We start from the raw sequence: 24,120 nt of genomic DNA on the forward strand, positions 1-24,120 counted from the left end.
AATTGCGGAAAAGCATTTTTCCGCTTGCCAGAACAACGGAAATCCGGTTCTGGCGCACCTATATGAAGATGGCGCAAGCTATCAGGAAGACGACAAGCTGCCGGCCTTGACCCGGCGAGATTGGAGACGAGAATGCCTGCGGTTCAGGAAACCATAGAGCAGGTCCGCGCAATTGACGTGGACCAGTACAAATACGGCTTCGAGACCGACATTGAGTCCGACAAGGTCCCGCCGGGCCTCAATGAAGACGTCATCCGACTGATCTCGGCCAAGAAGAACGAGCCTGAATGGATGCTCGAATGGCGGCTCGAGGCCTACAAGCGCTGGCTGACCATGGAAGAGCCAGCTTGGGCGCGCGTCGAATATCCGAAGATCGATTTCAATTCGATCAGCTACTACTCGGCGCCAAAGGGCACGTCCGGTCCGAAATCTCTCGACGAAGTCGATCCGGAACTTCTCAAAGTCTACGAGAAGCTCGGCATTCCGCTGCGCGAGCAGGAAATCCTCGCCGGCGTCGAGAACCGACGCGTCGCCGTCGATGCCGTGTTCGATTCCGTGTCTGTCGTGACCACCTTCAAGGAAGAGCTCAAGAAGGCAGGCGTGATCTTCATGTCGATCTCGGAGGCTCTCCAGGAGCATCCCGATCTGGTGCGGAAATATATCGGGACCGTCGTTCCGGCCACCGACAATTACTACGCCACACTGAACACGGCCGTGTTCACCGACGGCTCATTCGTCTTCGTGCCGAAGGGCGTGCGCTGCCCGATGGAGCTGTCGACCTATTTCCGCATCAACGAGAAGAATACCGGCCAGTTCGAGCGGACGCTGATCATCGCCGAGGAGGGCGCTTACGTGTCCTATCTCGAAGGCTGCACCGCGCCGCAGCGTGATGAGAACCAGCTTCATGCTGCGGTGGTCGAGCTCGTTGCGCTCGATGATGCCGAGATCAAGTATTCGACAGTCCAGAACTGGTATCCTGGTGATAAGAACGGCAAGGGCGGCATCTACAACTTCGTCACCAAGCGTGGCGATTGCCGGGGCAGGAATTCCAAGATCTCCTGGACGCAGGTCGAAACCGGTTCGGCGATCACCTGGAAATATCCGTCCTGCATCCTGCGTGGCGACGGCTCGCAGGGCGAGTTCTACTCGATCGCCGTTTCCAACGGCTATCAGCAGGTCGATAGCGGCACCAAGATGATCCATCTCGGCAAGAACACCAGGAGCCGGATTATCTCCAAGGGCATCTCGGCCGGCCACTCGAACAACACCTACCGCGGCCAGGTCTCCATGCACCGCAAGGCGGAGGACGCGCGCAACTTCACCAATTGCGACTCGCTGCTGATCGGCGACAAGTGCGGTGCGCATACCGTGCCCTATATCGAGGTGAAGAACGCCACCGCCAAGGTGGAGCACGAGGCGACGACGTCCAAGATCTCCGAGGACCAGAAGTTCTACGTGATGCAGCGTGGCATTCCCGAAGAGGAAGCCATCGCGCTGATCGTCAATGGCTTCGTCCGCGACGTGATCCAGCAGTTGCCGATGGAATTCGCTGTCGAGGCCCAGAAGCTGATCAATATCAGCCTCGAAGGAAGCGTGGGCTAGGCCCACTTCGGAGTAGAGCGGGTGATCATTACAAAGATCAAGCTGGTAAACTGGCGGAACTTTAAGCGCGCGGAGGCTTCTTTGCGCGAGACCAGTTATATTCTCGGAATAAACGCTTCTGGCAAATCAAATTTCCTGGACGCTTTCAGGTTTCTTCGTGACATTGCCAAACCCATTGGTGGGGGATTGCAAAAGGCTATCAAGGATCGGGGTGGGTTAAAGAAGTTGCGTTGCCTGCACGCACGGAACCATCCGGAGGTTTCAGTTGAGATCGAGGTATCCAATTCAGTAGGAGATGAACATCCCGCGTGGCGGTATGAACTCGAGTTTTCTTCGGAGGGAAAGGGAGCGCAGCGTCCGATCTTGAAGAAGGAGAGAGTGAGCCGCTTCAATGCAGACGGAGATATCGATTTTTCATTCACCCGTCCTGATGACTTGGACGGAAAGGACCCTGAACGTCTGACTGCTACGGCTATTGAACAAGTGCAGGCAAATCGCGATTTTCGTGTGCTAGCAGAGTTTCTTGCGAATACGACTTATCTGCACGTTGTTCCACAACTTCTTAAGTTTGGCGACTTGATTGGCGGTCGCACGATAGAGAACGATCCTTTCGGGCAAGCATTTATGGAACGATTGGCAAAGACGCCGGAGAAAACGCGAAATTCTCGTCTAAGAAAAATAGAGGCTGCTCTCAAAAAAATTGTTCCGCAATTGAATGATTTAAGTTTTTCGCCGGATGAGACAGGAAGACCTCATCTGGAAATTCGATATGAACATCATCGACCACACGGTGCACGGCAACTTGAGGATCAGTTTTCTGACGGCACGTTGCGTCTAATTGCGCTTTTCTGGCTTTTGCTAGATGGCGATTCTCTTCTTTTGCTGGAAGAGCCAGAACTCTCGCTCAATGAAGAAATAGTTAACCAAATTCCCTATTTGATAAGTTCGATCTATCGCGGTAGCAAGAAAAAGCGGCGTCAAATCCTGATTACGACACATAGTAAATCGATGCTCGACAATGCTGGAATAGACGGTCGTAGTCTGTTTGTTTTGGAACCATCTGATGAAGGGACCATCATTCGCGGAACGAACACAGCTGAAGATGTTGCGTTGGAAGCGGGCTTAACTCCTGCGGAAGCTGTCCTTCCCAACGCACAAAGAATAGGTAGCGCGAAAATACAGCTGGAGCTCAGCTTATGAGTTTTATGTATCTAGCGGTGGAGGATGAATTAAGCGAGGCGGTTGGCATCAGAATCATACGCGAGACATTGGGGAGCGATGTCGGGGTCCACGTCCTACGGAAAGGTGGTTTCGGCTATCTCAAATCAAAACTCCGCAGCTTCGCTGACATGTCGAGGCGCTTTGCGGTTTTAATGATTACCGACCTTGATAGGGAGTCTTGTGCACCTAGCTTGAAGACCAAGTGGTTCGCGGGCATCGAACAGCCCGAGAAATTCGTATTTAGGGTCGCGGTTCGCGAGGTTGAATCGTGGCTCCTCGCCGACACTCGGAAATTGGCGGGATTCTTGGGCGTCCAAGAGGCTGTTATCCCTCGCAATCCGGATTCTGTTGATGATCCTAAAGCTTCGTTGATCCAGATCGCTAGAAAGGCGAAACGCGAGCTTCGAAACGACATAGTTCCGGATCGGGGTGTCAAAGCAAAGCAGGGGTTGGGCTACAACAAGGCACTTTGCCCGTTTGTTGTAGCTGATTGGAATATTCAACAGGCTGCTAAGAACAGCGAAAGCCTGAGGCGAGCTTGCCATAGAGTGGCCGAACTTGCCGACCGGATCTAAAGGAAGAATGAAATGCTTGAGATCAAGAACCTGCATGCCCGCATTGCCGAAGACGGCACCGAGATCATTCGCGGCCTGAACCTGACCGTGAACAAGGGCGAAGTCGCCGCCATCATGGGACCGAACGGCTCGGGCAAGTCTACGCTCTCCTACATCCTCGCCGGCCGCGAGGATTACGAGGTGACTGAGGGCGAAATCCTGCTCAACGGCGAGAGCATTCTCGAACTCGATCCGTCCGAGCGCGCTGCCAAGGGCGTGTTCCTGGCGTTCCAATATCCGGTCGAGATCCCGGGCGTCGCCACCATGCAGTTCCTCAAGGTCGCGATGAACGAGCAGCGCAAGGCACGCGGCGAGCCCGAACTCCTGACGCCTGATTTCATGAAGCGCGTCAAGGCCGCTGCCACCGAACTCAAGATCAATCCGGACATGCTGCGCCGGCCGCTCAATGTCGGCTTCTCCGGCGGCGAGAAGAAGCGGGCCGAGATCCTGCAGATGTCGCTGCTCGAGCCCTCGCTCTGCGTCCTCGACGAAACCGATTCCGGCCTCGATATCGATGCGCTGAAGGTCGTCGCCGATGGCGTCAATGCGCTGCGGTCGCCGGACCGTGCGATCGTCGTCATCACCCACTACCAGCGTCTGCTGGACTATATCGTGCCGGACTCGGTGCACGTCCTCTACAAGGGCCAGATCATCAAATCGGGAAGCAAGGAGCTCGCGCATGAGCTTGAGGCCAATGGCTATGCCGACGTCATCGGCCAGGCAGCCTGAGCGGAGGTGACGCCATGACCGTTCATACCCTCCTTAAGCCGACCAATGCCGAGCAGGCATTGCTCGACACGTTCGGGCAGAGTGTTGGCATGCTGCCCGGCGACGCTGCGGTGACCACGCAACGCTCGACGCTGCTCAAGGGCCTGCGCGAGATCGGCCTGCCGACCCGCCGCCGCGAAAGTTGGCACTATACCGACTTGCGCTCGCTGCTTCGCACCGTGCCGGCCAATCAGGCGACTGCCGCCAAGGGCGTCGATCCATTGGTCAGCGGCTCGCGCGTGTTTTCGATCGTCAATGGCGCTGCGCAGGACGCAGATGGGACCGCTGGCGTATCGGTTCGCTCCTATGCGGAAACACTGAGCGACGGTTCCGCGCTGAAGGGCCTGTCGCTGCGCGACAACGACGATCTCGTCGGCCGCCTCAATGGCAGCTTCGTTCGCGATGGTTTCGTGATCGATGTCGCCGATGGCGCCGAGGTCGCAGACATGATCGAGATCCAGTCCGTGCAGGGTGGTGGCCAGCACCACAATCGCTTCCCGGTTCGTTTCGGTAAGGGCTCGAAGGCGACCGTCATCGAACGCCATGTGGCGGCATCGGAGACGGCGGCGCTCGTGTCCTCGGTAAGTGACATCACGCTCAACGAAGGCGCCCAGGTGACCTGGATCGTCATGCAGCAGCAGGGCAGGGATGACACCCATTTCGGCCAGTTGCGTGTGAAGCTCGGCCGCGACGCCAAGCTAACCCTCTATGTCATCAATGCCGGTGGCCGGCTCGTCCGCCAGGACCTCTATATCGATGTCGATGGCGTCAATTCCGAGCTGATGCTTCGCGGCATCAACCTGCTCGGCGGCGACAGCCACACGGATGTCACCCTGGTGCTGGGCCACAATGTCGAGCACACATCGTCGACCGAGACCATTCGCAATGTGGTGTTCGACAAGGCCAAGGGCGTGTTCCAGGGCCAGATCCGCGTCGCCAATGCCGCGCAGAAAACCGACGCCAAGATGGCCTGCAACACGTTGCTGCTGTCGGACGATGCGGAATTCTCTGTGAAGCCCGAACTCGAGATCTTCGCCGACGACGTGATCTGCGGTCACGGCGCGACGGTGACGGATATCCATCCGACTCATCTTTTCTATCTCAGGTCGCGCGGCATCCCGGAGAATCTTGCGCGGCATCTGCTGGTGCAGGCCTTCGTTCAGGAGACGGTCGAAGAGCTGGAGGATGAGGCGCTGATCGAGGCGCTGGAGGCGGTGATCCAGGCGTGGCTTGAGAAGCACGCCTAGAACTTAGAACCCCTCATCCGGCCCTGCAGGCCACCTTCTCCCCAAGGGGAGAAGCGGGAAATCGCGGGACCGGATCCATCTCGATCCGACCATACTTGGTTGAGGTGAAGACGCGAGGGTGCGGCAAGACTCTTCTCCCATTGGGGAGAAGGTGGCCCGCAGGGCCGGATGAGGGGTTCCCCTCGCGAATACGGAAAGATGGCCTATGTCCACCAATGCCACTTATGACGTCGAAGCGATCCGCAAGGATTTCCCGATCCTGTCCAAAACGGTCTATGGCAAGCCGCTGGTCTATCTCGACAACGGTGCCTCGGCCCAGAAGCCGCAGGCGGTCATCGACGCGGTCAGCCACGCCTATTCGAACGAATATGCCAATGTGCATCGCGGGCTGCATTTCCTCTCCAATGCCGCTACCGACGCCTATGAGGCGGCGCGCGAGAAGGTGCGGAAGTTTCTCAACGCTGGCTCGGTCGACGAGATCATCTTCACCAAGTCCTCGACAGAGGCGATCAACACCGTCGCTTATGGCTGGGGCATGCCCAATATCGGCGATGGCGACGAGATCGTCATCTCGATCATGGAGCACCACTCCAACATCGTGCCATGGCACTTCATCCGCGAGCGGCAGGGCGCCAAGCTCGTCTGGGCGCCGGTTGACGACGAAGGTGCGTTCCATCTCGACGATTTTGAGAAGTGCCTGACGGACAAGACCAAGCTTGTCGCCATCACGCACATGTCGAATGCGCTCGGCACTGTGGTCAATGTCAAGGAAGTCTGCCGGATCGCGCATGCGCGCGGCATTCCGGTGCTGATCGACGGCAGCCAGGGCGCCGTGCATATGCCGGTCGATGTTCGCGACATCGATTGCGACTGGTATGTCATGACCGGCCACAAGCTCTATGGGCCGTCTGGCATAGGCGTGCTCTATGGCAAGATGGATCGCCTGAAATCCATGCGGCCGTTCCAGGGTGGCGGAGAGATGATTGCCGAAGTCACGATGGACGAGGTCACCTACAACGATCCGCCGCATCGTTTCGAAGCTGGAACGCCGCCGATCGTGCAGGCGATCGGGCTCGGTTATGCGCTCGACTATATCGAAGGTGTCGGACGGGCGGCGATTGCCGAGCATGAGGCAGGGCTGGCACAATACGCCGCAGACCGCCTGCGCTCAGTGAACTCGCTCAGAATCATCGGCAACGCGCCGGGCAAGGGCGGCATCTTTTCCTTTGAACTCGAAGGCATCCACGCCCATGATGTCTCGATGGTGATCGACCGGCAGGGTGTCGCGGTGCGCGCCGGCACGCATTGCGCCCAGCCGCTCTTGAACCGCTTCGGCGTCACCTCCACATGCAGGGCAAGTTTCGGCCTCTATAATACCAAGGCCGAGGTGGATGTGCTGGTCGAGGCGCTGGAACACGCTCGCAAGTTCTTTGCGTAGGAGAATGGATCATGGCTGATAGCGATATGGCTGTCGAAAAGGTGGATGTCCGGACAGGACTGGTTCAATCGGCGATGTCGTCCGACGAGATCGCGCGTCTCTCCGACGATATCATCGCGGCGCTGAAGACCGTCTACGATCCGGAAATTCCGGCCGACATCTATGAACTCGGCCTGATCTACCGCGTTGACATCGAGGACGACCGGACGGTGAAGATCGTCATGACGCTAACCGCGCCGGGCTGCCCGGTTGCCGGCGAGATGCCAGGCTGGGTCGAAAATGCCGTTGGTGCGGTGGAAGGCGTGATGGGCGTTGAGGTCGAAATGACCTTCGACCCGCCATGGTCGGCCGATCGTATGAGTGAAGAGGCTCAGGTAGCCCTCGGCTGGTATTGAAGGTTTAACCGACCGGAATTACATTCGATTCGAAACATTGGGCCTTGAACCCGGTCGTGGAAGGAGAATGAGCCCATGGGCTTTGCAGTGATGACCATGACGGATGCCGCCGCGGAGCGCGTCCGAGAGATAGTCGAGAATGGCTCCGGGGAAGCCCTGGGCATTCGCGTCGGCATCAAGAAGGGTGGCTGCGCGGGGATGGAATATACCATCGGCCTGGTCACCGAGCCGAATGCCAAGGACGACCTGATCGAGCGCGATGGCGCCAAGGTCTGGGTCGAGCCTGCTGCGGTTCTTTATCTGCTTGGTACGCAGATGGATTTCGAGGTGAGCACGCTGCGCACCGGCTTTACCTTCAACAATCCCAACCAGACTTCGGCATGCGGCTGCGGCGAAAGCGTCGAGCTGAAGCCTGCCGATCTTGCGGCGTTGGCTGCACGTGGCGACGCTGTCGTGCGCGCCTGATCCAATTTCGTTTTGAGTTGAATGAGAACGGGCGCCTTCGGCGCCCGTTTTCGTATGAACTGACGAGAGACGACGTTCAGTCGATACTGTCTTCCGGCTTCGGCTCGTTACCGCCGAAGCCATGCATCCGGGCAGCCCATTGCAGGCCGATGACGGCACCCTTGATCGGTTGGATCGTCGCGAGGGCGAGCAGAACCGTGAGCGGTGTCCAGATTGCCAGATGCGTCCAATTGGAAAGCGTCCAGACCATATCGGTCATCATGAAGCCGCCGACCACGATATGACCGACCACGACGATCGACAGATAGGCGGGCAGGTCATCGGCACGCTGGTGCGTGTAGTCGGCGTTGCAGTTTGCGCAATGGTCGACCGGCTTGAGGAATGCCCGAAAGAGCTTACCCTCGCCACAGTTCGGGCAGCGGCAGAACAAGCCACGCTTCATCGCCTTGGCGACGTCGCGTTTCTCGCTCCCGTCTTCCGCTGGAGTCTTCCATTCTATCGGCATCGATTGAGCCTGCATCATATCCATCCTGGCGCCTTCCGATGGGGTATAGCGCTGTGTGATGGAAGGTTCATCACCTGCGCCCGCGCGGCGGTCTGGTTCCGGGTTTCTTGCGCACCGCATCACGCGAGCTACGGCGGCCGGACTTGTGGAAGGATCGCGTTGCCGGCGGCAGCTTGCGTCCTTCGCTCAAGACATCGAAACGGAGAGCACCCGCAAGCGGGATGGCATCGGCAAGACGAACCCGGACAGAGTCTCCGAGCCTGTATCCAAGACCGGATTTCTCTCCGGTCAATGCCTGATGCGCTTCGTCATAGATGTAATAGTCGTTGCCCAACGTAGATATGGGAACGAAGCCGTCGGCGCCATACTCCGGCAGTGAGACAAATAGTCCCGACTTGGTGACACCCGAGACGCGACCATCGAATTCCTGGCCGATCCGGTCGGCGAGGTGGTGGGCGATCAGCCGGTCGACGGTCTCGCGTTCCGCGGCCATGGCGCGACGCTCGAAGGTCGAGATCTCGGCGGCGATGTCATCGAGCTGGCCTTCTTCCTCCGGCGTCATTCCGCCGGGCCCGAAGCCGAGCGACGCCACCAGCGCGCGATGGACGATCAAGTCGGCATAGCGACGGATCGGCGAGGTGAAATGGGCATATTTCAAGAGATTGAGGCCGAAGTGCCCGATGTTCTCCGGGCTGTAGATCGCCTGGCTCTGCGAGCGCAGCACCATCTCGTTGACCATCGTCTCGTAGGGTTTGCCGACGACGCGGGTCAGGATCTGGTTGAAATGGTTAGAGCGAAGGTTGCCATGCGCCAGCGACATTTCGAGCGTGCCGAGGAATTCGCGCAGCACCTCCTGCTTGGCCAGCGACGGCGCATCGTGGACGCGGTAGATCAGCGCCTGCTTCTTCTGTTCCAGTGTCTCCGCGGCCGCGACATTGGCCTGGATCATCATCTCCTCGATCAGCTTGTGCGCATCGAGGCGAGGGGGGACGACGACCTTGTCGACCGTGCCATCGGATTTGAGCAGGATCTTGCGCTCGGGCATGTCGAGTTCGAGCGGCTGTCGTTTCGCCCGGCCCTCGCGCATCAGACCATAGGCGTGCCACAGGGGCTTCAGGATGGGCTCCAGCATCGGGCCGGTCTTGTCATCCGGTTGGCCGTCGATCGCTGCCTGTGCCTGCTGGTAGCTCAGCTTGGCGGCACTCTTCATCATGATGCGGTGGAAGGTGTGGCCAGCCTTGCGGCCTTCCTTCGAGAACACCATGCGGACGGCGAGCGCCGGGCGGTCCTCGCCTTCGCGCAGCGAGCAGAGGTCGTTGGAGATACGCTCGGGCAGCATCGGCACGACGCGATCGGGGAAATAGACCGAGTTGCCGCGCTTCAGTGCCTCGCGGTCGAGCGGCGAGCCGGGGCGGACATACCAGGAGACGTCGGCGATCGCGACGACGACGATCACGCCGCCGGGATTATCGGGCGACGGGTCAGGTTCTGCATAGACTGCGTCGTCGTGGTCCTTTGCGTCGGCCGGGTCGATGGTGATCAGCGGCAGCTTGCGCCAGTCTTCGCGATGCGCCATGCCGGCCTGTTCGGCGGCGTCGGCCTCGCGCAGCACATGCGGCGGGAAGATGTGGGGAATGCCATGGGCATGGATCGCGATCATCGAGATCGCTTTCTCGGTCGCTACCGAGCCAACGACCGAGAGCACCTTGGCGCGCTGCAGGCCATACTGACCGATGCGCACGGTGTCGACCTCGACGAGATCGCCGTCCTTGGCATCGCCGCGGAATTCGGGATCGACTTCCATCTCGATACCGCGCCGTTCGATCGGCAGGATTCGGCCTTTGCCGTCCTCCATCTCGCGATAGACACCGAGGCCGGCATTTTTGCGCTTGTCGATGATCTTGATGATCCGACCGGTATAGGCGGGGCCGCCGCGCTCCTTGTTGGTGAAGATCTTGGCGACGACGCGGTCGCCGATGCCACCGATCGGCGCCTTGGTTTTCGAGCGGTCCGAACCGGAGGACTGCTTGATCAGCACTGCCGGCGCGACACCATTTTCTTCGAGCCACTCCGCCGGCCGGCCGATCAACTGGCCGTCGACGTCGCGCGTGGTGATGTCGAGCACTGTCACGGGCGGCAGGGCGCCGGGGCGCGTCAGCGACTTCCGGCTTCTTTCGAGCAGGCCATCTTCTTCGAGCGAGCGGAGTGCCGCCTTAAGCTCGATGCGCGCGTCACCCTTTAGGCCGAAGGCCTTGGCGATATCGCGCTTGTTGGCGCGGTCCGGATTGTCCTGGATGAACTCGAGCAGGATCTCGCGCGGTGGAACCTCGCCATGGATGATGCCGGGAATCTTGCCGCCTTGGGCGCCTCCGGCTTTCTTCGCCGGCTGCCGTCTGTCATTCGACTTTTGTGGTCTTGCCACGTCCTTCAGGCCTTCTTGGCTTTCGCAGCCGCCTTGGGCTTCGCTTTCGCCTTCGGCTTTGCGGTTTTCTTGTCTGCGCCGCTATCGGCGGCGGCAGCCTTCGTCTTTGCCGGGGCCTTCCTGCCCTTTGCCGCCGGCGCCTTTCCGGCACGTTCGGTGATCAGGGCAATAGCCTCTTCGACGGTGACCGACTGTGGATCCTTGCCCTTCGGAAGCGTGGCGTTGACCTTCTCCCAGTTGACATAGGGGCCATAGCGGCCGTCACGCACGGTGATCTTGCCGCCGCCGTTCGGATGCTCCCCGAGGTCCTTGAGTGCGGCCGGCGCGGAGCCGGAGCCCCGTCCACCGGGACCCTTCGCGGCCTTTTCGGCAATGACGACAACCGCGCGGTTGAGGCCGATCGAGAAGACATCCTCGATCGATTCGAGATTGGCATATTTGCCGTCATGCAGCAGGAACGGCCCGTAGCGGCCAAGTCCCGATGAGATCATCTTGCCGGTTTCCGGATGCGCCCCGATGTCGCGCGGCAGGTTCAGCAATGCGAGTGCTTTTTCCTGGTCCATGCTTGCCGGTGCCCAGCCCTTGGGCAGGCTGGAGCGCTTGGCGTCCTTGCCGTCGCCGCGCTGGACGTAGGGTCCGAAACGGCCCGAGCGCAGCGTGATTTCCTCGCCGGTTATCGCGTCGGTGCCGAACGACATATTTTCGGCGTTCGCCGCCGCTTCGCCATTCGCAGCCTCTGCGCCGAATGGGCGGGTGTAGCGGCATTCGGGATAGTTGGAACAGCCGATGAAGGCGCCGCTCGCCCGGCCGAGCTTGAGCGACAGCCGTCCGATGCCGCAAGTCGGACAGGAGCGCGGATCGCTGCCGTCCTCGCGCTTGGGGAAGGCGAGCGGAGCGAGGGCCTCGTTGAGTGCATCAAGGACGTCGGTGACGCGCAGTTCCTTTGTGTCCTCGATCGCCTTGAAGAACTGGGTCCAGAAGTCCCGGAGAACGTCTTTCCAGTTGAGTTCGCCGGCCGAAATGCTGTCGAGCTTTTCCTCGAGCGAGGCCGTGAAATCATATTCGACATAACGGGCGAAGAAGTTTTCGAGGAAGGCGGTGACCAGGCGGCCCTTGGCATCCGGAATCAGCTTGCGCTTGTCGATGGTGATGTATTCGCGGTCACGGAGCGTCGCGAGCGTCGAGGCGTAGGTCGAGGGACGGCCGATGCCGAGCTCTTCCATCTTCTTGATCAGGCTTGCTTCCGAATAGCGCGGAGGCGGTTCGGTGAAATGCTGCGTGGCGTTGATCTTTTCCTTGGCGAGTGCCTCGTTCGCCCGGATTTCCGGCAGGCGGCCATCTTCCTCGTCCGCCGCGTCGAGGTCTTCCTTCTCCTCGCGCTGGTCCGTATAGGCCGCAATGAAGCCGTCGAACTTGACGACCGAACCGACGGCGCGAAGTCCGACGTTGCGAGCGCCGTTGGTTGCGGTGATTTCCGCCGTCGTGCGTTCGATATCGGCCGAAGCCATCTGGCTTGCAATGCCGCGCTTCCAGATCAGGTCATAGAGCCTGAACTGGTCGGCATCGAGATATTTGCGAACGCTATCCGGCGTGCGGTTGAAGTCCGTCGGGCGGATGGCTTCGTGGGCTTCCTGGGCGTTCTTGGCCTTGGTCGCGTAGAAGCGCGGCTTTTCCGGCAGATAGTGGTTGCCGAAGACATTGCCGATCGCAAGGCGTGCGGCATCGATCGCCTCGGGCGCGATCTGCACGCCATCGGTACGCATATAGGTGATGAGGCCGGTCACTTCGCCGCCGATATCGAAGCCTTCGTAGAGCTTCTGCGCGACCTGCATGGTGCGCGAGGCATTGAAGCCGAGGCGCGACGAGGCGGCCTGCTGCAGGGTCGAGGTGGTGAAGGGCGGGCCAGGATTTCGCTTGACCGGCTTGGCTTCGACGCTGTCGACCTTGAAGCTCGCGCCTTCGAGAACAGACTTGATATCCTTGGCGTGCTCGCCATTGGCAACCGCCTTGGCCGTCAGCCGCTTGCCGTCGGCGGCCACGAGCCTGGCTTCGAACGTATCGTTGCGCGGCGTACGCAGCAGGGCCGAGATATTCCAGTATTCCTCGGCGACGAATCTCTCGATCTCGTTTTCACGGTCACACACAAGTCGCAGGGCAACCGACTGCACGCGGCCGGCAGAGCGAGCGCCCGGCAGCTTGCGCCACAGCACCGGCGAAAGGGTAAATCCGACGAGGTAATCGAGTGCGCGGCGGGCGAGATAGGCGTCGACCAACGGAACATCGATGTCGCGGGGATCCGCCATGGCGTCGAGCACGGCCTTCTTGGTGATGGCGTTGAACACCACGCGCTTGACCGGCTTGTCGCCGATCGCCTTCTTCTTCCTGAGGAGATCGAGAACGTGCCACGAAATCGCTTCGCCTTCGCGATCCGGGTCGGTCGCAAGGAAGAGAGCATCGGAATTCTTCACCGCTTCGGCGATCTCGTTGACACGCTTGGCGGAAGCCGAATCGACTTCCCAAGTCATCGCGAAGTCGTTGTCGGGCTGAACCGAACCGTCTTTCGCCGGCAAGTCGCGGACATGGCCGAAGGACGCCAGAACTTTATAATTCGGGCCAAGATACTTGTTGATTGTCTTCGCCTTTGCAGGCGATTCCACGACGACGACGTTCATTACTTCCTTCCGTCCGTTGCGATCACGGACTTGTCCTTACGCATACGCGCATTGTTCCAGAGCCGTTTGCGGCATGGCAAGCCTTTTCGGGGTTGCGGCCGCGCTTATAGCTCTGCGGCGCCGGCTATTGCAATAATGCAACAGCGTGATCCCGCCATAGATCGTGACGACCCATCGGGCATACAAGGCTTGTCTTGCAACGGGATACAACCTAAATGCGCAACGAAACCTGTTGCAATTATAGATATTTAATGTAGAGTTGCTTGCGTGTAAGAACGAAAATTGATCGTTAACTCGATCACAGGTTGTGAGAAGCGACCCCATGACGGGAAAGATGGATTTTGGCGGAGCCGCCAGCGGCTCCTCGCGGGAAAGTATTGCCTATATCAGGCAGATGCTGGCTGAGCTTGCGCAGGTGGCTCGCAAAGAGCGGGCAGATCTGCTCGCCTATCTGCTCGAAATGGCTTTTACCGAAGCGACGGATCTGCTCGGCGACCAATCAGGGCTCGTCAAGGGCGAGCGAGATCAGACCGCCCGGATGGCGGTAAAGCCGGCCCGCAAGATCTAGTTCCAGGAGAACGAGATAGACCGACTGCGCCGGCAAGCCGGTGTGTCGCATGAGTTCGTCGATTTCGATGGGAGAAGGACCGAGGGCCGTGACGATGGCGTCACGATCGTTCTCGCTCGGCGGCAGGGCCATTTCCCGATCATCTTCAATGATCGGCTCGCTGATCTGTTGGGGAGAAAACAGGTCCATTCGGGTCAAGGGGGCCATCGCTTCGATGACATCGGCCGCGCCCGTGATGAGCGTTGCGCCATCCTTTATCAGCCCATTGGCACCCTCCGAGCGCGGGTCGAGCGGCGAGCCGGGCACGGCGAAGACCAGCCGACCGAAATTCCCGGCATAGCGGGCGGTGATCAGCGAGCCGGATCGCGCTGCGGCCTCCGTCACGACGAGCCCGAGAGAGATGCCCGCTATCAGCCGGTTGCGACGCGGAAAATCCTTGGCACGTGGTTCCCAGCCGAAAGGCATTTCGGAAAGCAGCAAGCCGTTGGCGGCGAGCAGTTCGCCGATCAGCGGTTCGTTTTCGGGCGGGTAGGGGTGGTCGAGTCCGCCCGCCAGTACCGCTATAGTCCCCGTATCGAGGCTCGCGCGATGGGCTGCGGTGTCGATACCACGAGCGAAGCCGGAGACGATGGTGTAGCCGGCGCGACCGATATCGCGGGCGACCATGGCTGCGAATTTGGCTCCGGAGACCGAACAATTCCGGGCACCGACAACGCCGATCGCCGGCTGCCTCAGAGCCGCGCTGCTGCCCTTGATCGCAATGATGGGTGGGGCGCCTTCGATCTGGCGGAGCGCCGAGAGGTAGTCCGGCTCGCCGATGCCGACGAAGCGTGCTCCGAACCGCGCCGCGAATTCGAGTTCGGCGAGCGCTTCCTCGCGACTCGCGACGCGAACCGGCTTGGTGGAGCCACCGCGCCGGGACAGTTCCGGCAGCGCTTCGAGTGCTATCTCGGCAGAGCCGAAATGATTGATGAGATCGCGGAACGTAGCTGGGCCGACATTGTCGGAACGGATGAGGCGGAGCCAGGCGAGCCGCTGGCGATCGGTAAGCGCTATGCCTTTCTGACCCGCGCCCGTTTCCAATGCGCTATCCCTTGCTGCCTATCCTGCTTTCGTTACCGGCGAGGAGCCGGCTGATATTCGCGCTATGCTTGATCCAGACGATGACCGACATGAGGACCGCGAGCGCCGCGATCTTGATGTCGCCGACGAAGAACTCGACGACCGGTATCGCAACCGTGGCAACCAGTGCGGACAAGGAAGAGTAGCGTGTGATGACGGCTGTTGCAATCCAGACGATCAGTAACAGTAGGCCCATGCGCCAGTCCAGCCCGAAGAGCACGCCAATATAGGTCGCGACACCCTTGCCGCCCTTGAAGCCGAGCCAGACCGGGAAGATGTGGCCGACGAACGCGGCAAAGCCTGCAATCACGCCACCCTCGACGCCGAGGAAATGATAGCCAAGCGCCGCCGGGACGGTGCCCTTCAGTGCGTCGAGCAACAGCGTCGCCGCGGCGAGCCCCTTGTTGCCGGTGCGCAGAACGTTGGTGGCGCCGATATTTCCCGATCCGATCGAGCGGACGTCGCCAAGGCCTGCCATCCTGGTGAGGATCAGGCCGAAGGGTACGGAGCCGGAGAGATAGCCCAGCAGGGCCGCGATGATCGCGGGGAAGACTGCGATGTGCCAGGTCGTCAGTGAATCCATGAGTGCCCCCTCCGGACTATAAGGAAAACACAGATTCGCCGTCGACGTAAGTGGCGACGGCGCGGCCCGAAAAGCGGGCATCTTCGAAAGGGGTATTCTTTGAGCGCGAGACCAATTGATCCTTCGCGCAGATCCAAGGCTCGTCGAGATCAACAAGCGTGATGTCGGCCGGTGCACCCGGCTTCAGCGTGCCGCCGGGCAGGCCGAAAATGCGGGCCGGCGCGGTCGACATGGCGTCGATCAGACGCATCAGCGGCACCGAGCCGTCGTGATGCAGGCGGAGCGCCGCGGCAAGCATGGTTTCGAGGCCCACCGCACCATCCTCGGCCTCACCGAAGGGCAGGCGCTTGGTATCGACATCCTGCGGGTCGTGGGAGGAGACGATGATCTCGATCTCGCCCTTCGCCAATGCGTCCACCATGCCCACGCGATCATCCTCGGCGCGGAGTGGCGGATAGAGCTTGAAGAAGGTGCGGTACTCGCCGATGTCGTTTTCGTTAAGCGCCAAATTGTTGATCGAGATGCCCGAGGTTACGCGGGCGCCACGGGACTTTGCGGCATTGAGCGCTTCGACCGAACCCGGCACGGAAATCTGCGCGGCATGGTAGCGGCCCTTGGTGAGCGCGGCGATGCGGAGGTCACGTTCGAGCGGGATGATCTCGGTCTCGCCGGGAATGCCTGAGAGGCCGAGCCAGGAAGCGAGCAGGCCTTCATTCATCACACCGCCAGCGCCAAGATGCTTGTCGCGTGTCACCATGCTGATCACGGCGTCGAACTCGCGCGCATAGGTCAGCGCCCGGCGCAGCACCTGGGCATTGTGGAGCGGGTGACGGCCATTGGTGAAGGTGACGGCGCCTGCTTGCTTGAGAAGGCCGATTTCCGTCATTTCGTCGCTGGTCAAACCCTTGGTCAGCGCCGCGGCGGGATAGACATGGACCGGGGAGGCATCACGCGCTGTCCGGCGAACATACTCGACCAATGCGATGTCGTCGATCACAGGGTCGGTATCCGGCATCATGACGAAGCCGGTGACACCACCGGCGGCTGCCGCTTTGCAGGCCGAGGCAATAGTTTCACGATGCTCGCCACCCGGTTCGCCGGTGAAGACCCGGGCATCGATCAAGCCCGGCACGGCGACGAGGTTGCGGCAATCGCGGACGATGGCTGCTTCGGGAACGCCCTGGTTGAGCGCATCCCTGCCGGCCGCGAGGATCTTGCCGTTGCGGACGATGATGGTGCCCACTTCGTCGAGATTGCGGGAGGGATCGATGATGCGGGCATTCTGGAGAACGGTCGTGGTCATGCGCGCTCTCCCATATTCTGGCCAAGCAGCAGCGCTTCCATCACCGCCATGCGCACGGCGACTCCCATTTCGACCTGTTCGCCGATCACGCTCTGCGGGCCGTCGGCGATCTCGGAGGCGATCTCGACGCCGCGGTTCATCGGGCCGGGATGCATGACGAGCGCACCCTCTTTTGCCACCTTCAGCTTCTCGGCGTTGAGGCCATAGAAGTGGAAATATTCTCGCACAGACGGCACGAAGGCGCCGGACATTCGCTCGCGCTGCAGGCGCAGCATCATCACGACATCGGCGTCCTTCAGGCCCTCCTTCATGTCGTGATAGACCTCGCAGCCCATATCGGCGATGCCCGACGGCAGCAGCGTGGCTGGTGCCACGACCCGAACGCGGGCGCCCATGGCGTTCAGCAGCAGGATGTTGGAACGAGCGACGCGTGAATGGAGCACATCGCCGCAGATCGCGACGATGATGCGCGACAGCTTGCCCCGGGCGCGACGGATGGTCAGGGCGTCGAGCAGGGCCTGGGTGGGGTGCTCATGCTGCCCGTCGCCGGCATTGACCACTGCACAGGAGACCTTCTGGGAAAGAAGGGCGGCGGCGCCTGCTGCGGAATGCCGGATCACCAGCACATCGGGCCGCATGGCGTTCAGTGTCATCGCCGTGTCGATCAGCGTCTCGCCCTTCTTCACCGACGAATTGCCGACGGACATATTCATGACATCAGCGCCGAGGCGCTTGCCCGCAAGCTCGAACGAAGCCTGCGTCCGGGTGGACGCCTCGAAGAAGAGGTTGATCTGGGTGAGGCCGCGCAGCGTGGAGGTCTTCTTCTCCCGCTGCCGCGATATCTTCACCGCCTCGTCGGCCTTGTCGAGCAGATAGACGATATCCTGTTCCGTCAGCCCCTTGATGCCAAGCAAATGGCGGTGCGGAAAAAAGACCATTGGACGGCGCCCTTCTCGATATTTCGAGGCTCTATAAGGCGGGTGCGGGGGTGGGGCAAGCGAAGATGCGGCGCAAACCTGTCTGATCCCCAGCCGACTTGATAGAGCGCGTCGAAGACGGTATATTTGCGGAGTGGGAGATGGGCTTGCGCCCATCCCCCGTCGTTTACTAGGCGATAGAGATCCGGATCGACAGTGACCAGCTGGTCCGGGTCTTTCTCACAGTAAACGTGACAGCAAATGGTTTTCTGACCATAGCAATCACCTCCGTTGATCAGCGAGGCTGTCGCCACAGCCGGGGGAGCCTGTCTTCCCCGGCAGCGCCTGCTGGCAAGGCGCATCTGCTTTCGCCGATTTTGCAATCCTGGAATGCAATTGCTTGTGAATGCAAGCGGGCGCCAAGCCGCGCGGCATGGACAATAGTTTCGTTTTCAACACATAGTATTGGCATGGGATCGGCGGGCCCATGCCATCCGGGGACGAATCCGCTTATGTAGCCTTCATGGACAGAATTTCGCACGCCGACCTCACGCCCGAGGAACTCAATCAGCCGGAGCCCTGGACGGGCATCAATGCCTATCGATCCGATCCGCTACTGGTCGATATTTCATCGGCGATGCCGCGGGCGGTCCGCGAAGAGTTTGACGTTATCGGCCGCTATGCGACTGCGCACGAGGCGCAGGAACTGGCGCGCATGGCAAACCAGAACCCGCCTGAATTGCGCACCCACGGTCCGCGAGGCGAGCGGCTAGACGTGGTCGATTTTCACCCGGCCTGGCATGCCTTGATGCGGCGTTCGGTGTCGAGCGGACTGTCGTCCTCGGTCTGGGAGGGCAAGGAGGACGAGAAGGGCATTGCGCACCAGGCGCGCGCCGTCCGGTTCTACCTTACGTCGCAACTCGAATGCGGGCATCTCTGCCCGCTGACCATGACCTCAGCCTCGGTTGCAGCGCTCAAATCCAATCCGGCAATCCTCAAGAGCTGGCTGCCGCGGATCACGGCGCGTCGCTACGATTCGGCCAACAAGGCGGCGCAGGACAAATCGGGCGTTACCATCGGCATGGGGATGACCGAAAAGCAGGGCGGCACCGATGTACGCGCCAACCGCTCGGTCGCCGAGCGTGTCAGCGAGGGCATCTACCGGCTGCATGGCCACAAATGGTTCATGTCAGCGCCGATGAGCGACGCCTTCGTCATGCTGGCGCAGACCGAACAGGGTATCGGCTGTTTCATGGTGCCGCGGCTGCTCGAGGACGGGAGCCGCAATGGCCTCCGTTTCCAGCGCCTCAAGGACAAGATCGGCAACCGGTCGAATGCGTCGAGCGAGGTCGAGTTTACCGACAGCTATGGCTTCCTGCTTGGCAGCCCCGAGCATGGCATCCGCACGATTCTCGAGATGGTGACTTTGACGCGGCTCGACTGCGCGCTAGCCTCGGCAGGCATCATGCGGGCGGCGCTGGCGGAGGCCGTGTATCACATCCGAGGCCGGTCGGTTTTCGGCAAGGACCTGATTGACCAGCCGCTGATGACGCGGGTCGTCGCCGACATGGCGCTTGATGTCGCTGCGGCCGGCGCATTGGTCTTCCGCCTTGCGAGCGCCTTTGACCACGCAGCGTCAAGCGACGAGGAGAGGGCGTATCAGCGGGTCATGACCCCCGCGATCAAATACTGGGTGTGCAAGCTGGCTCCGTCGCTGATTTACGAAGCGATGGAGTGCCTCGGCGGATCCGGCTATGTCGAGGAGCGGCAGATGGCGCGGCACTATCGCGAGGCGCCGGTCAACGCGATCTGGGAGGGTTCGGGCAATGTCATGGCGCTCGATCTGCTCCGGGTGCTGTCTCGTGATCGCAACCAGTTCGACTTGGTGTTCGCCATGCTTGATCGCGATCTTGGCCCGTCCGGCGGCAAGACCGTCGACGTGCTTCGGGCAGCAGCGGCACTCTGCGAGAGAGATGAAGGATCGGCGCGATTCTTCATCGAACAGCTTGCTTTGGCGGCCGGCGCCGCAGAACTGATGCGGCTCGGTGCGGGCAGGGTGGCCGATGCCTTCCTCGAGAGCCGGCTCGCCGGCGGATGGCGCTCGACCTATGGCATGCTCGACTCGCGCTTCGATGCACGCTTCATTGTCGACCTGCTTTATCCCGCCGCCGGGCATTGAACCGGGCAATTTGAGAGAGCACAAATATGGCTTGTTATTCAGCGCTCTGCATGCTTCCTTCCTGAATGGGAGGTGCCGGGACGACGGGAGTCGGAGCGGTGCCGGTAGGACGGTCAACCCTGTTCCGGGAGGAAGACATGAAAAGACGCGATTTCATCAAGATTTCAGCCATGCTCGCCGCATCGACTGCATTGCCTTGGGCGACCGAGGCGCAGGCTGCGCTTGAAAGCCTGCGGGTGATTGCGCCGGCCAAGCCCGGCGGCGGCTGGGACCAGACGGCGCGCGCGATCGAGGAAGTCGTACGCGGCCTCAAGCTCGCGGATGCTGTTTCCGTCGAAAATGTGCCTGGCGCAGGCGGCACGATCGGTCTTTCGCAGCTCGCCAGCAAGGAAACGGGCGATCCCAAGGTCCTGATGGTCATGGGCCTCGTCATGGTCGGCGCGATCCTGACCAACCAGTCGCCCGCGACGCTGGATCAGGTCACACCGATCGCGCGGCTCACGGGCGAGTTCGAAGTGGTCGTCGTTCCGGCGGCATCGGAATTGAAGTCGATGGCGGATCTGACCGCGAAGCTGAAGGCCGACGCTGCTGCGGTGGCGTTTGGCGGCGGCTCGGCCGGCGGTACGGACCATATCCTCGCAGGGCTCATCACCAAGGCCGCCGGTGCCGATGTGGCAAAGCTCAACTACATCCCCTATTCCGGTGGTGGGGAAGCGTTGGCCGCAATTCTCGGCGGGCATGTCGCGGCCGGCATTTCCTCGCTCTCGGAGTGGGAAGGGCAAATCAAGTCGGGCGAACTCCGCGTGCTCGCGATCTCCTCCGGCACGAAGGTCGAAGGCGTTGATGCCCCGACCCTCAAGGAGCAGGGCCTCGACGTGGAACTTGCGAACTGGCGCGGCGTTGTGGCGCCCCCTGAGCTCGACGATGCCGGCAAGGCGGCACTACTCGATCTCGTCAAGCAAGTCCATGACAGCGCGGAATGGAAGAAGATTCTCGCCGACAAAAAATGGACGGACCTCTACCTTGCCGGCGACGAATTCGCCGCGCTCGTAAAGGAGGAAAACCAGCGGACGACTGACGTGCTCAAGGCGATTGGCCTCGTGCAATAGGCGAGGTCGATCATGGAACGGGAATCGAAGGTGGCCGGCATCGTTGCCGGCCTGCTGCTCGCCATCATCGGCATTCTTGTCGCCTGGAACACGTCGCAGATGCGGGTGCCGCCCATGCATGCGAAGGTGGGGCCTCAGGTGTTCCCCTATTTCGCGGCGGCGGCGTTGGCCTTCCTCGGCCTTTGCTTCATCGTGCAGGCGCTGCGGGATGGTCCCGCCAAGCTGGTTGCAGACACCGAGGATACCGGATGGGTTTCGCTCGTCTTCGTCGTCATCGGCTTCGTTATCGAAATTGCGCTCATCAAGACGCTCGGCTTCATATTGGCTTCCACCCTACTTTTCCTCTGTGTGGCGTACGGTTTCGGCAGCCGGCACTATCTCCGTGATGCCGTCGTGGCGCTGCTCCTGAGCTCAGCCGCCTATTTCACATTCACGAAGCTGCTGAACCTCCAGCTTCCCGCCGGCATCTTCGGAGGACTGATCTAATGGACGCCTTTCAGTCGCTTCTCGGAGGTTTCGCGACCGCTTTTACGCTCACCAATTTGATGTGGTGCCTGGTGGGCACCACGCTGGGCACGCTGATCGGCATCCTGCCCGGTATCGGGCCGGCCATGACAATCGCACTCCTCCTGCCAGTGACGGCCAAGCTCGATCCGACTGGCGCCTTCATCATGTTCGCCGGCCTCTATTACGGCGCGATGTACGGGTCTTCCACCACGTCGATCCTGCTCAACACACCAGGTGAATCCGGATCGATCATCACGGCCGTGGAAGGCAACCAAATGGCGCGCCAGGGCAGGGGTGCTGCGGCGCTCTCCACGGCGGCCATCGGCTCCTTCATCGCCGGCACGATCGGTACGCTATTGCTCACCTTTCTTGCGCCAGTCTTCGTCAAGATCGCGCTGAGATTCGGTCCGGCCGAATATTTCGGGCTGATGATCTTCGCCTTCACGGCCGCCTCGGCGCTATTGGGTTCGTCGCTGCTCAAGGGGGTTACAGCGCTGGTTCTCGGTCTTACCGTCGGCCTGATGGGCCTCGACGAGTTGACCGGTCAGGCGCGGCTCTCCTTCGGCGTGATGAGCCTGCTCGACGGCATCGATATCGTGGTCATCGCGGTTGGCCTCTTTGCCGTCGGCGAGGCGATGCATATCGCATCACGCAAGGATCTTCGCGAGGCGGAGGTGTTCGCCGTGAAGGGATCGCTGTTCATGAGCCGGGAGGAATGGTCCCGATCCTGGAAGCCCTGGCTGCGCGGTACTGGACTGGGCTTTCCCTTCGGCGTGCTGCCGGCGGGTGGCACGGAAATCCCGACCTTCCTTTCCTACTTCCTCGAGAAAAAGCTTGCAAAGAATCCGGAAGAGTTTGGCAAGGGCGCCATCGAGGGCGTGGCCGGGCCGGAAGCCGCCAACAATTCGGCGGTGGCGGGCGTGTTGGTCCCGCTTCTGACCCTCGGACTGCCTACGTCGGCGACGGCGGCAATTCTCCTCGTTGCGTTTCAGCAATACGGCCTGCAGCCGGGACCCCAGCTCTTCACCAATTCCGGGCCGCTGGTCTGGGCTCTGATCGCCAGCCTCTATATCGGCAACGTGATGCTGCTCGTTCTCAACCTGCCACTCGTCGGTCTGTGGGTGCGTCTGCTCTCCATCCCATCGCCATTGCTCTATGGCGGGATCATGGTCTTCTCCTGCCTGGGCGTCTACGGCCTGAACCGGTCGGTCACCGATCTCTTCATCCTGTTCATCGTCGGCTTTGTCGGCTTTCTGATGCGGCGCTACGGATTCCCGATCGCTCCCGTCATCATCGGCCTGATCCTCGGGCCGATGGCGGAGGAGCAATTCCGGCGGGCGATGATGATCAGCCAGGGCGATCCGAGCGTGTTTTTCACCCATCCGATCTCGCTCTTCTTCCTGATCCTCGCGGCGGCAATCCTGCTCCTGCCTTGGATCATGCGGAAGCTGGGCGCCGGAGCGAGCCTCGGGGAAGCGGCGAGCTGACGATCGATCAGACGAGGGCGATCACGGCCAACACGATGGGCATGGTGATGAAGGCTGCGAGGGTCTGCAGTGTTGAGATCGCCGCATAAAGCGGTGCGTCTCCGCCCATCTGCTTGGCGAGGAGATAGCCGTTCATTGCGGTCGGCACGCTGGCTGACAGGCCGAGCAGCATGACGGTGGTGTGGCCGAGTCCGGCGACCAGACCGAAGCCAACCACCAGCGCCGGAAACGCAAGCAGCTTCAATACGACCGGGATCAGCATGACCGGCCGCGGCTTCAGCACATCGGCAATGTGCAGGCCGGCGCCGACGATCAGCAGGCCAATGCCCAGGGCGCAACGCGCGAGCAGATCGAGGGCGGTCATCAGCGGTGCATAGATCTGAAAGCCCAGCGCCGAGGCGAGCACGCCGAGCAGGCTCGAGAAAACCAACGGATTGGTGACCAGTCTGCGAACCACAGTCAGCAGATCGCGATTGCCGCCGAACCAGATCAGCAGGCCGATATTGATGAAGTTGATCGGGATGATGATCGCGCCCATCAGAAAGGCGACCATGGCCACGCCGGGCTTGTCCGCGATTCGCTCTGCGATGGCGAGTGCGACGAAGCCGTTCCAGCGGGTTGCAGTCTGGAACACGGATGTAAATTGCGGCCCACCGATGCCCCGGGCGCGGAAAACCGGCCAGGCGGCCAGCAGCAAGGCGGCCAGAAGCAGGATCGAGCCGAGATAGACGAGGCTGACCGGACCGATGTCGATGCTCGTGTAATCGGCCGTGGCGAGCGTCAGGAAAAGATAGCAGGGAAACAGAACATAGAAGCCGAGTTGCTCCAGTCCGTTCCAGAGACCCGGATCAAAGACCGGCACGCGCCGCAGCACCACACCGGTCGCAACGATGAGAAAGATCGGCAGGATGCTCTCGAAGATGATCTGCATGCAGAAGACGCCTCGGCGAAGAGACCGGTCGTTCACGACTCTTTGGTCGGGCCGGCCGCTCGGGC

21 protein-coding genes are annotated in these 24,120 nt (G+C 60.9%); 13 read left to right on the plus strand and 8 right to left on the minus strand.

Annotated elements, in window-relative coordinates:
- The first annotated feature begins 132 nt into the window (after positions 1 to 132).
- The 8 genes from sufB (at position 133) to sufA (ending at position 7,750) form a co-directional block, all read left to right on the plus strand.
- On the plus strand, positions 133 to 1,602 hold the full coding sequence (gene sufB, locus AC2YI2_RS09470; RefSeq protein ID WP_487386214.1) for a Fe-S cluster assembly protein SufB: 1,470 nt from the start codon (positions 133 to 135) through the stop codon (positions 1,600 to 1,602).
- A gap of 21 nt (positions 1,603 to 1,623) precedes the next feature.
- Positions 1,624 to 2,802 (plus strand): AAA family ATPase, encoded by a 1,179-nt coding sequence (locus AC2YI2_RS09475; RefSeq protein ID WP_487386215.1) that lies wholly within the window; start codon positions 1,624 to 1,626, stop codon positions 2,800 to 2,802.
- Positions 2,799 to 3,398: a hypothetical protein gene (locus tag AC2YI2_RS09480; RefSeq protein WP_487386216.1), complete on the plus strand. Its 600-nt coding sequence runs from the start codon at positions 2,799 to 2,801 to the stop codon at positions 3,396 to 3,398. Before AC2YI2_RS09475 ends, AC2YI2_RS09480 begins: the two co-directional genes overlap by 4 nt.
- Before the next feature lie 12 nt (positions 3,399 to 3,410).
- Positions 3,411 to 4,166, plus strand: a complete 756-nt coding sequence (sufC, locus tag AC2YI2_RS09485; RefSeq protein WP_487386217.1) for a Fe-S cluster assembly ATPase SufC — start codon at positions 3,411 to 3,413, stop codon at positions 4,164 to 4,166.
- Positions 4,167 to 4,180: 14 nt separating this feature from the next.
- A complete protein-coding gene (gene sufD, locus AC2YI2_RS09490; protein ID WP_487386218.1) occupies positions 4,181 to 5,452 on the plus strand; it encodes a Fe-S cluster assembly protein SufD in 1,272 nt (423 codons plus the stop codon).
- Positions 5,453 to 5,657: 205 nt separating this feature from the next.
- Positions 5,658 to 6,890 carry a cysteine desulfurase gene (locus AC2YI2_RS09495; protein ID WP_487386219.1) on the plus strand — a complete coding sequence of 411 codons (1,233 nt, stop codon included), beginning with the start codon at positions 5,658 to 5,660 and terminating at the stop codon, positions 6,888 to 6,890.
- A gap of 11 nt (positions 6,891 to 6,901) precedes the next feature.
- The gene (locus tag AC2YI2_RS09500) at positions 6,902 to 7,285 is read left to right on the plus strand and encodes an SUF system Fe-S cluster assembly protein (RefSeq protein WP_487386220.1); all 384 of its coding nucleotides are present in this window, start codon (positions 6,902 to 6,904) and stop codon (positions 7,283 to 7,285) included.
- Positions 7,286 to 7,360: 75 nt separating this feature from the next.
- Positions 7,361 to 7,750 carry a Fe-S cluster assembly scaffold SufA gene (sufA, locus tag AC2YI2_RS09505; protein ID WP_487386221.1) on the plus strand — a complete coding sequence of 130 codons (390 nt, stop codon included), beginning with the start codon at positions 7,361 to 7,363 and terminating at the stop codon, positions 7,748 to 7,750.
- A 76-nt stretch (positions 7,751 to 7,826) separates the two neighbouring features.
- On the opposite strand, the gene AC2YI2_RS09510 is transcribed toward sufA, so the two are convergent.
- The 3 genes from AC2YI2_RS09510 to topA all read right to left on the minus strand — a co-directional run bounded on the left by AC2YI2_RS09510 (position 7,827) and on the right by topA (position 13,349).
- On the minus strand, positions 7,827 to 8,270 hold the full coding sequence (locus AC2YI2_RS09510) for a DUF983 domain-containing protein (protein WP_487386222.1): 444 nt from the start codon (positions 8,268 to 8,270) through the stop codon (positions 7,827 to 7,829).
- Between the two features lie 55 nt (positions 8,271 to 8,325).
- The gene (gene rnr, locus AC2YI2_RS09515; protein ID WP_487386358.1) at positions 8,326 to 10,605 is read right to left on the minus strand and encodes a ribonuclease R; all 2,280 of its coding nucleotides are present in this window, start codon (positions 10,603 to 10,605) and stop codon (positions 8,326 to 8,328) included.
- A 77-nt stretch (positions 10,606 to 10,682) separates the two neighbouring features.
- Positions 10,683 to 13,349, minus strand: coding sequence for a type I DNA topoisomerase (gene topA / locus AC2YI2_RS09520; protein WP_487386223.1), 2,667 nt, complete (start codon positions 13,347 to 13,349; stop codon positions 10,683 to 10,685).
- Positions 13,350 to 13,671: 322 nt separating this feature from the next.
- Here topA and AC2YI2_RS09525 point away from each other — a divergent pair, with 322 nt between their 5' ends.
- Positions 13,672 to 13,917 carry a hypothetical protein gene (locus AC2YI2_RS09525; RefSeq protein WP_487386224.1) on the plus strand — a complete coding sequence of 82 codons (246 nt, stop codon included), beginning with the start codon at positions 13,672 to 13,674 and terminating at the stop codon, positions 13,915 to 13,917.
- Here AC2YI2_RS09525 and dprA read toward each other — a convergent pair.
- From dprA to AC2YI2_RS09545, 4 genes are read right to left on the minus strand one after another with little or no spacing between them, the layout of a single operon-like run.
- Positions 13,849 to 15,000: a DNA-processing protein DprA gene (gene dprA, locus AC2YI2_RS09530; protein ID WP_487386225.1), complete on the minus strand. Its 1,152-nt coding sequence runs from the start codon at positions 14,998 to 15,000 to the stop codon at positions 13,849 to 13,851. The genes AC2YI2_RS09525 and dprA overlap by 69 nt on opposite strands.
- Before the next feature lie 4 nt (positions 15,001 to 15,004).
- Entirely contained in the window at positions 15,005 to 15,622 is a 618-nt protein-coding gene (gene plsY, locus AC2YI2_RS09535) for a glycerol-3-phosphate 1-O-acyltransferase PlsY (RefSeq protein WP_487386226.1), read from the minus strand.
- Between the two features lie 16 nt (positions 15,623 to 15,638).
- Positions 15,639 to 16,925 (minus strand): dihydroorotase, encoded by a 1,287-nt coding sequence (locus AC2YI2_RS09540; protein ID WP_487386227.1) that lies wholly within the window; start codon positions 16,923 to 16,925, stop codon positions 15,639 to 15,641.
- Positions 16,922 to 17,863 (minus strand): aspartate carbamoyltransferase catalytic subunit, encoded by a 942-nt coding sequence (locus tag AC2YI2_RS09545; RefSeq protein ID WP_487386228.1) that lies wholly within the window; start codon positions 17,861 to 17,863, stop codon positions 16,922 to 16,924. Before AC2YI2_RS09545 ends, AC2YI2_RS09540 begins: the two co-directional genes overlap by 4 nt.
- Before the next feature lie 502 nt (positions 17,864 to 18,365).
- Here AC2YI2_RS09545 and AC2YI2_RS09550 point away from each other — a divergent pair.
- The 4 genes from AC2YI2_RS09550 (at position 18,366) to AC2YI2_RS09565 (ending at position 23,124) form a co-directional block, all read left to right on the plus strand.
- Complete coding sequence (locus tag AC2YI2_RS09550; protein ID WP_487386229.1) at positions 18,366 to 20,021, plus strand: acyl-CoA dehydrogenase family protein; 1,656 nt, start codon at positions 18,366 to 18,368, stop codon at positions 20,019 to 20,021.
- 137 nt (positions 20,022 to 20,158) lie between these two features.
- A complete protein-coding gene (locus tag AC2YI2_RS09555) occupies positions 20,159 to 21,130 on the plus strand; it encodes a Bug family tripartite tricarboxylate transporter substrate binding protein (protein ID WP_487386230.1) in 972 nt (323 codons plus the stop codon).
- A 12-nt stretch (positions 21,131 to 21,142) separates the two neighbouring features.
- Positions 21,143 to 21,616 (plus strand): tripartite tricarboxylate transporter TctB family protein, encoded by a 474-nt coding sequence (locus tag AC2YI2_RS09560; protein WP_487386231.1) that lies wholly within the window; start codon positions 21,143 to 21,145, stop codon positions 21,614 to 21,616.
- Positions 21,616 to 23,124, plus strand: a complete 1,509-nt coding sequence (locus AC2YI2_RS09565; protein WP_487386232.1) for a tripartite tricarboxylate transporter permease — start codon at positions 21,616 to 21,618, stop codon at positions 23,122 to 23,124. The genes AC2YI2_RS09560 and AC2YI2_RS09565 overlap by 1 nt, the downstream gene beginning before the upstream one ends.
- Positions 23,125 to 23,131: 7 nt before the next feature.
- Here AC2YI2_RS09565 and AC2YI2_RS09570 read toward each other — a convergent pair whose 3' ends face one another.
- Positions 23,132 to 24,055: an AEC family transporter gene (locus AC2YI2_RS09570; RefSeq protein ID WP_487386233.1), complete on the minus strand. Its 924-nt coding sequence runs from the start codon at positions 24,053 to 24,055 to the stop codon at positions 23,132 to 23,134.
- Between the last annotated feature and the right edge of the window lie 65 nt (positions 24,056 to 24,120).

The sequence above is a fragment of the Rhizobium sp. SRI_017 genome (assembly GCF_057586295.1).

Excerpts from the sequence above, each read along its gene's own strand:
- sufB (WP_487386214.1), top strand. The coding sequence starts at position 133 with ATGCCTGCGGTTCAGGAAACCATAGAGCAGGTCCGCGCAATTGACGTG.
- AC2YI2_RS09480 (WP_487386216.1), top strand. The coding sequence starts at position 2,799 with ATGAGTTTTATGTATCTAGCGGTGGAGGATGAATTAAGCGAGGCGGTT.
- sufC (WP_487386217.1), top strand. The coding sequence starts at position 3,411 with ATGCTTGAGATCAAGAACCTGCATGCCCGCATTGCCGAAGACGGCACC.
- sufD (WP_487386218.1), top strand. The coding sequence starts at position 4,181 with ATGACCGTTCATACCCTCCTTAAGCCGACCAATGCCGAGCAGGCATTG.
- AC2YI2_RS09495 (WP_487386219.1), top strand. The coding sequence starts at position 5,658 with ATGTCCACCAATGCCACTTATGACGTCGAAGCGATCCGCAAGGATTTC.
- AC2YI2_RS09500 (WP_487386220.1), top strand. The coding sequence starts at position 6,902 with ATGGCTGATAGCGATATGGCTGTCGAAAAGGTGGATGTCCGGACAGGA.
- sufA (WP_487386221.1), top strand. The coding sequence starts at position 7,361 with ATGGGCTTTGCAGTGATGACCATGACGGATGCCGCCGCGGAGCGCGTC.
- AC2YI2_RS09510 (WP_487386222.1), bottom strand. The coding sequence starts at position 8,270 with ATGCAGGCTCAATCGATGCCGATAGAATGGAAGACTCCAGCGGAAGAC.
- topA (WP_487386223.1), bottom strand. The coding sequence starts at position 13,349 with ATGAACGTCGTCGTCGTGGAATCGCCTGCAAAGGCGAAGACAATCAAC.
- AC2YI2_RS09525 (WP_487386224.1), top strand. The coding sequence starts at position 13,672 with ATGACGGGAAAGATGGATTTTGGCGGAGCCGCCAGCGGCTCCTCGCGG.
- plsY (WP_487386226.1), bottom strand. The coding sequence starts at position 15,622 with ATGGATTCACTGACGACCTGGCACATCGCAGTCTTCCCCGCGATCATC.
- AC2YI2_RS09540 (WP_487386227.1), bottom strand. The coding sequence starts at position 16,925 with ATGACCACGACCGTTCTCCAGAATGCCCGCATCATCGATCCCTCCCGC.
- AC2YI2_RS09545 (WP_487386228.1), bottom strand. The coding sequence starts at position 17,863 with ATGGTCTTTTTTCCGCACCGCCATTTGCTTGGCATCAAGGGGCTGACG.
- AC2YI2_RS09550 (WP_487386229.1), top strand. The coding sequence starts at position 18,366 with ATGGACAGAATTTCGCACGCCGACCTCACGCCCGAGGAACTCAATCAG.
- AC2YI2_RS09555 (WP_487386230.1), top strand. The coding sequence starts at position 20,159 with ATGAAAAGACGCGATTTCATCAAGATTTCAGCCATGCTCGCCGCATCG.
- AC2YI2_RS09560 (WP_487386231.1), top strand. The coding sequence starts at position 21,143 with ATGGAACGGGAATCGAAGGTGGCCGGCATCGTTGCCGGCCTGCTGCTC.
- AC2YI2_RS09565 (WP_487386232.1), top strand. The coding sequence starts at position 21,616 with ATGGACGCCTTTCAGTCGCTTCTCGGAGGTTTCGCGACCGCTTTTACG.
- AC2YI2_RS09570 (WP_487386233.1), bottom strand. The coding sequence starts at position 24,055 with ATGCAGATCATCTTCGAGAGCATCCTGCCGATCTTTCTCATCGTTGCG.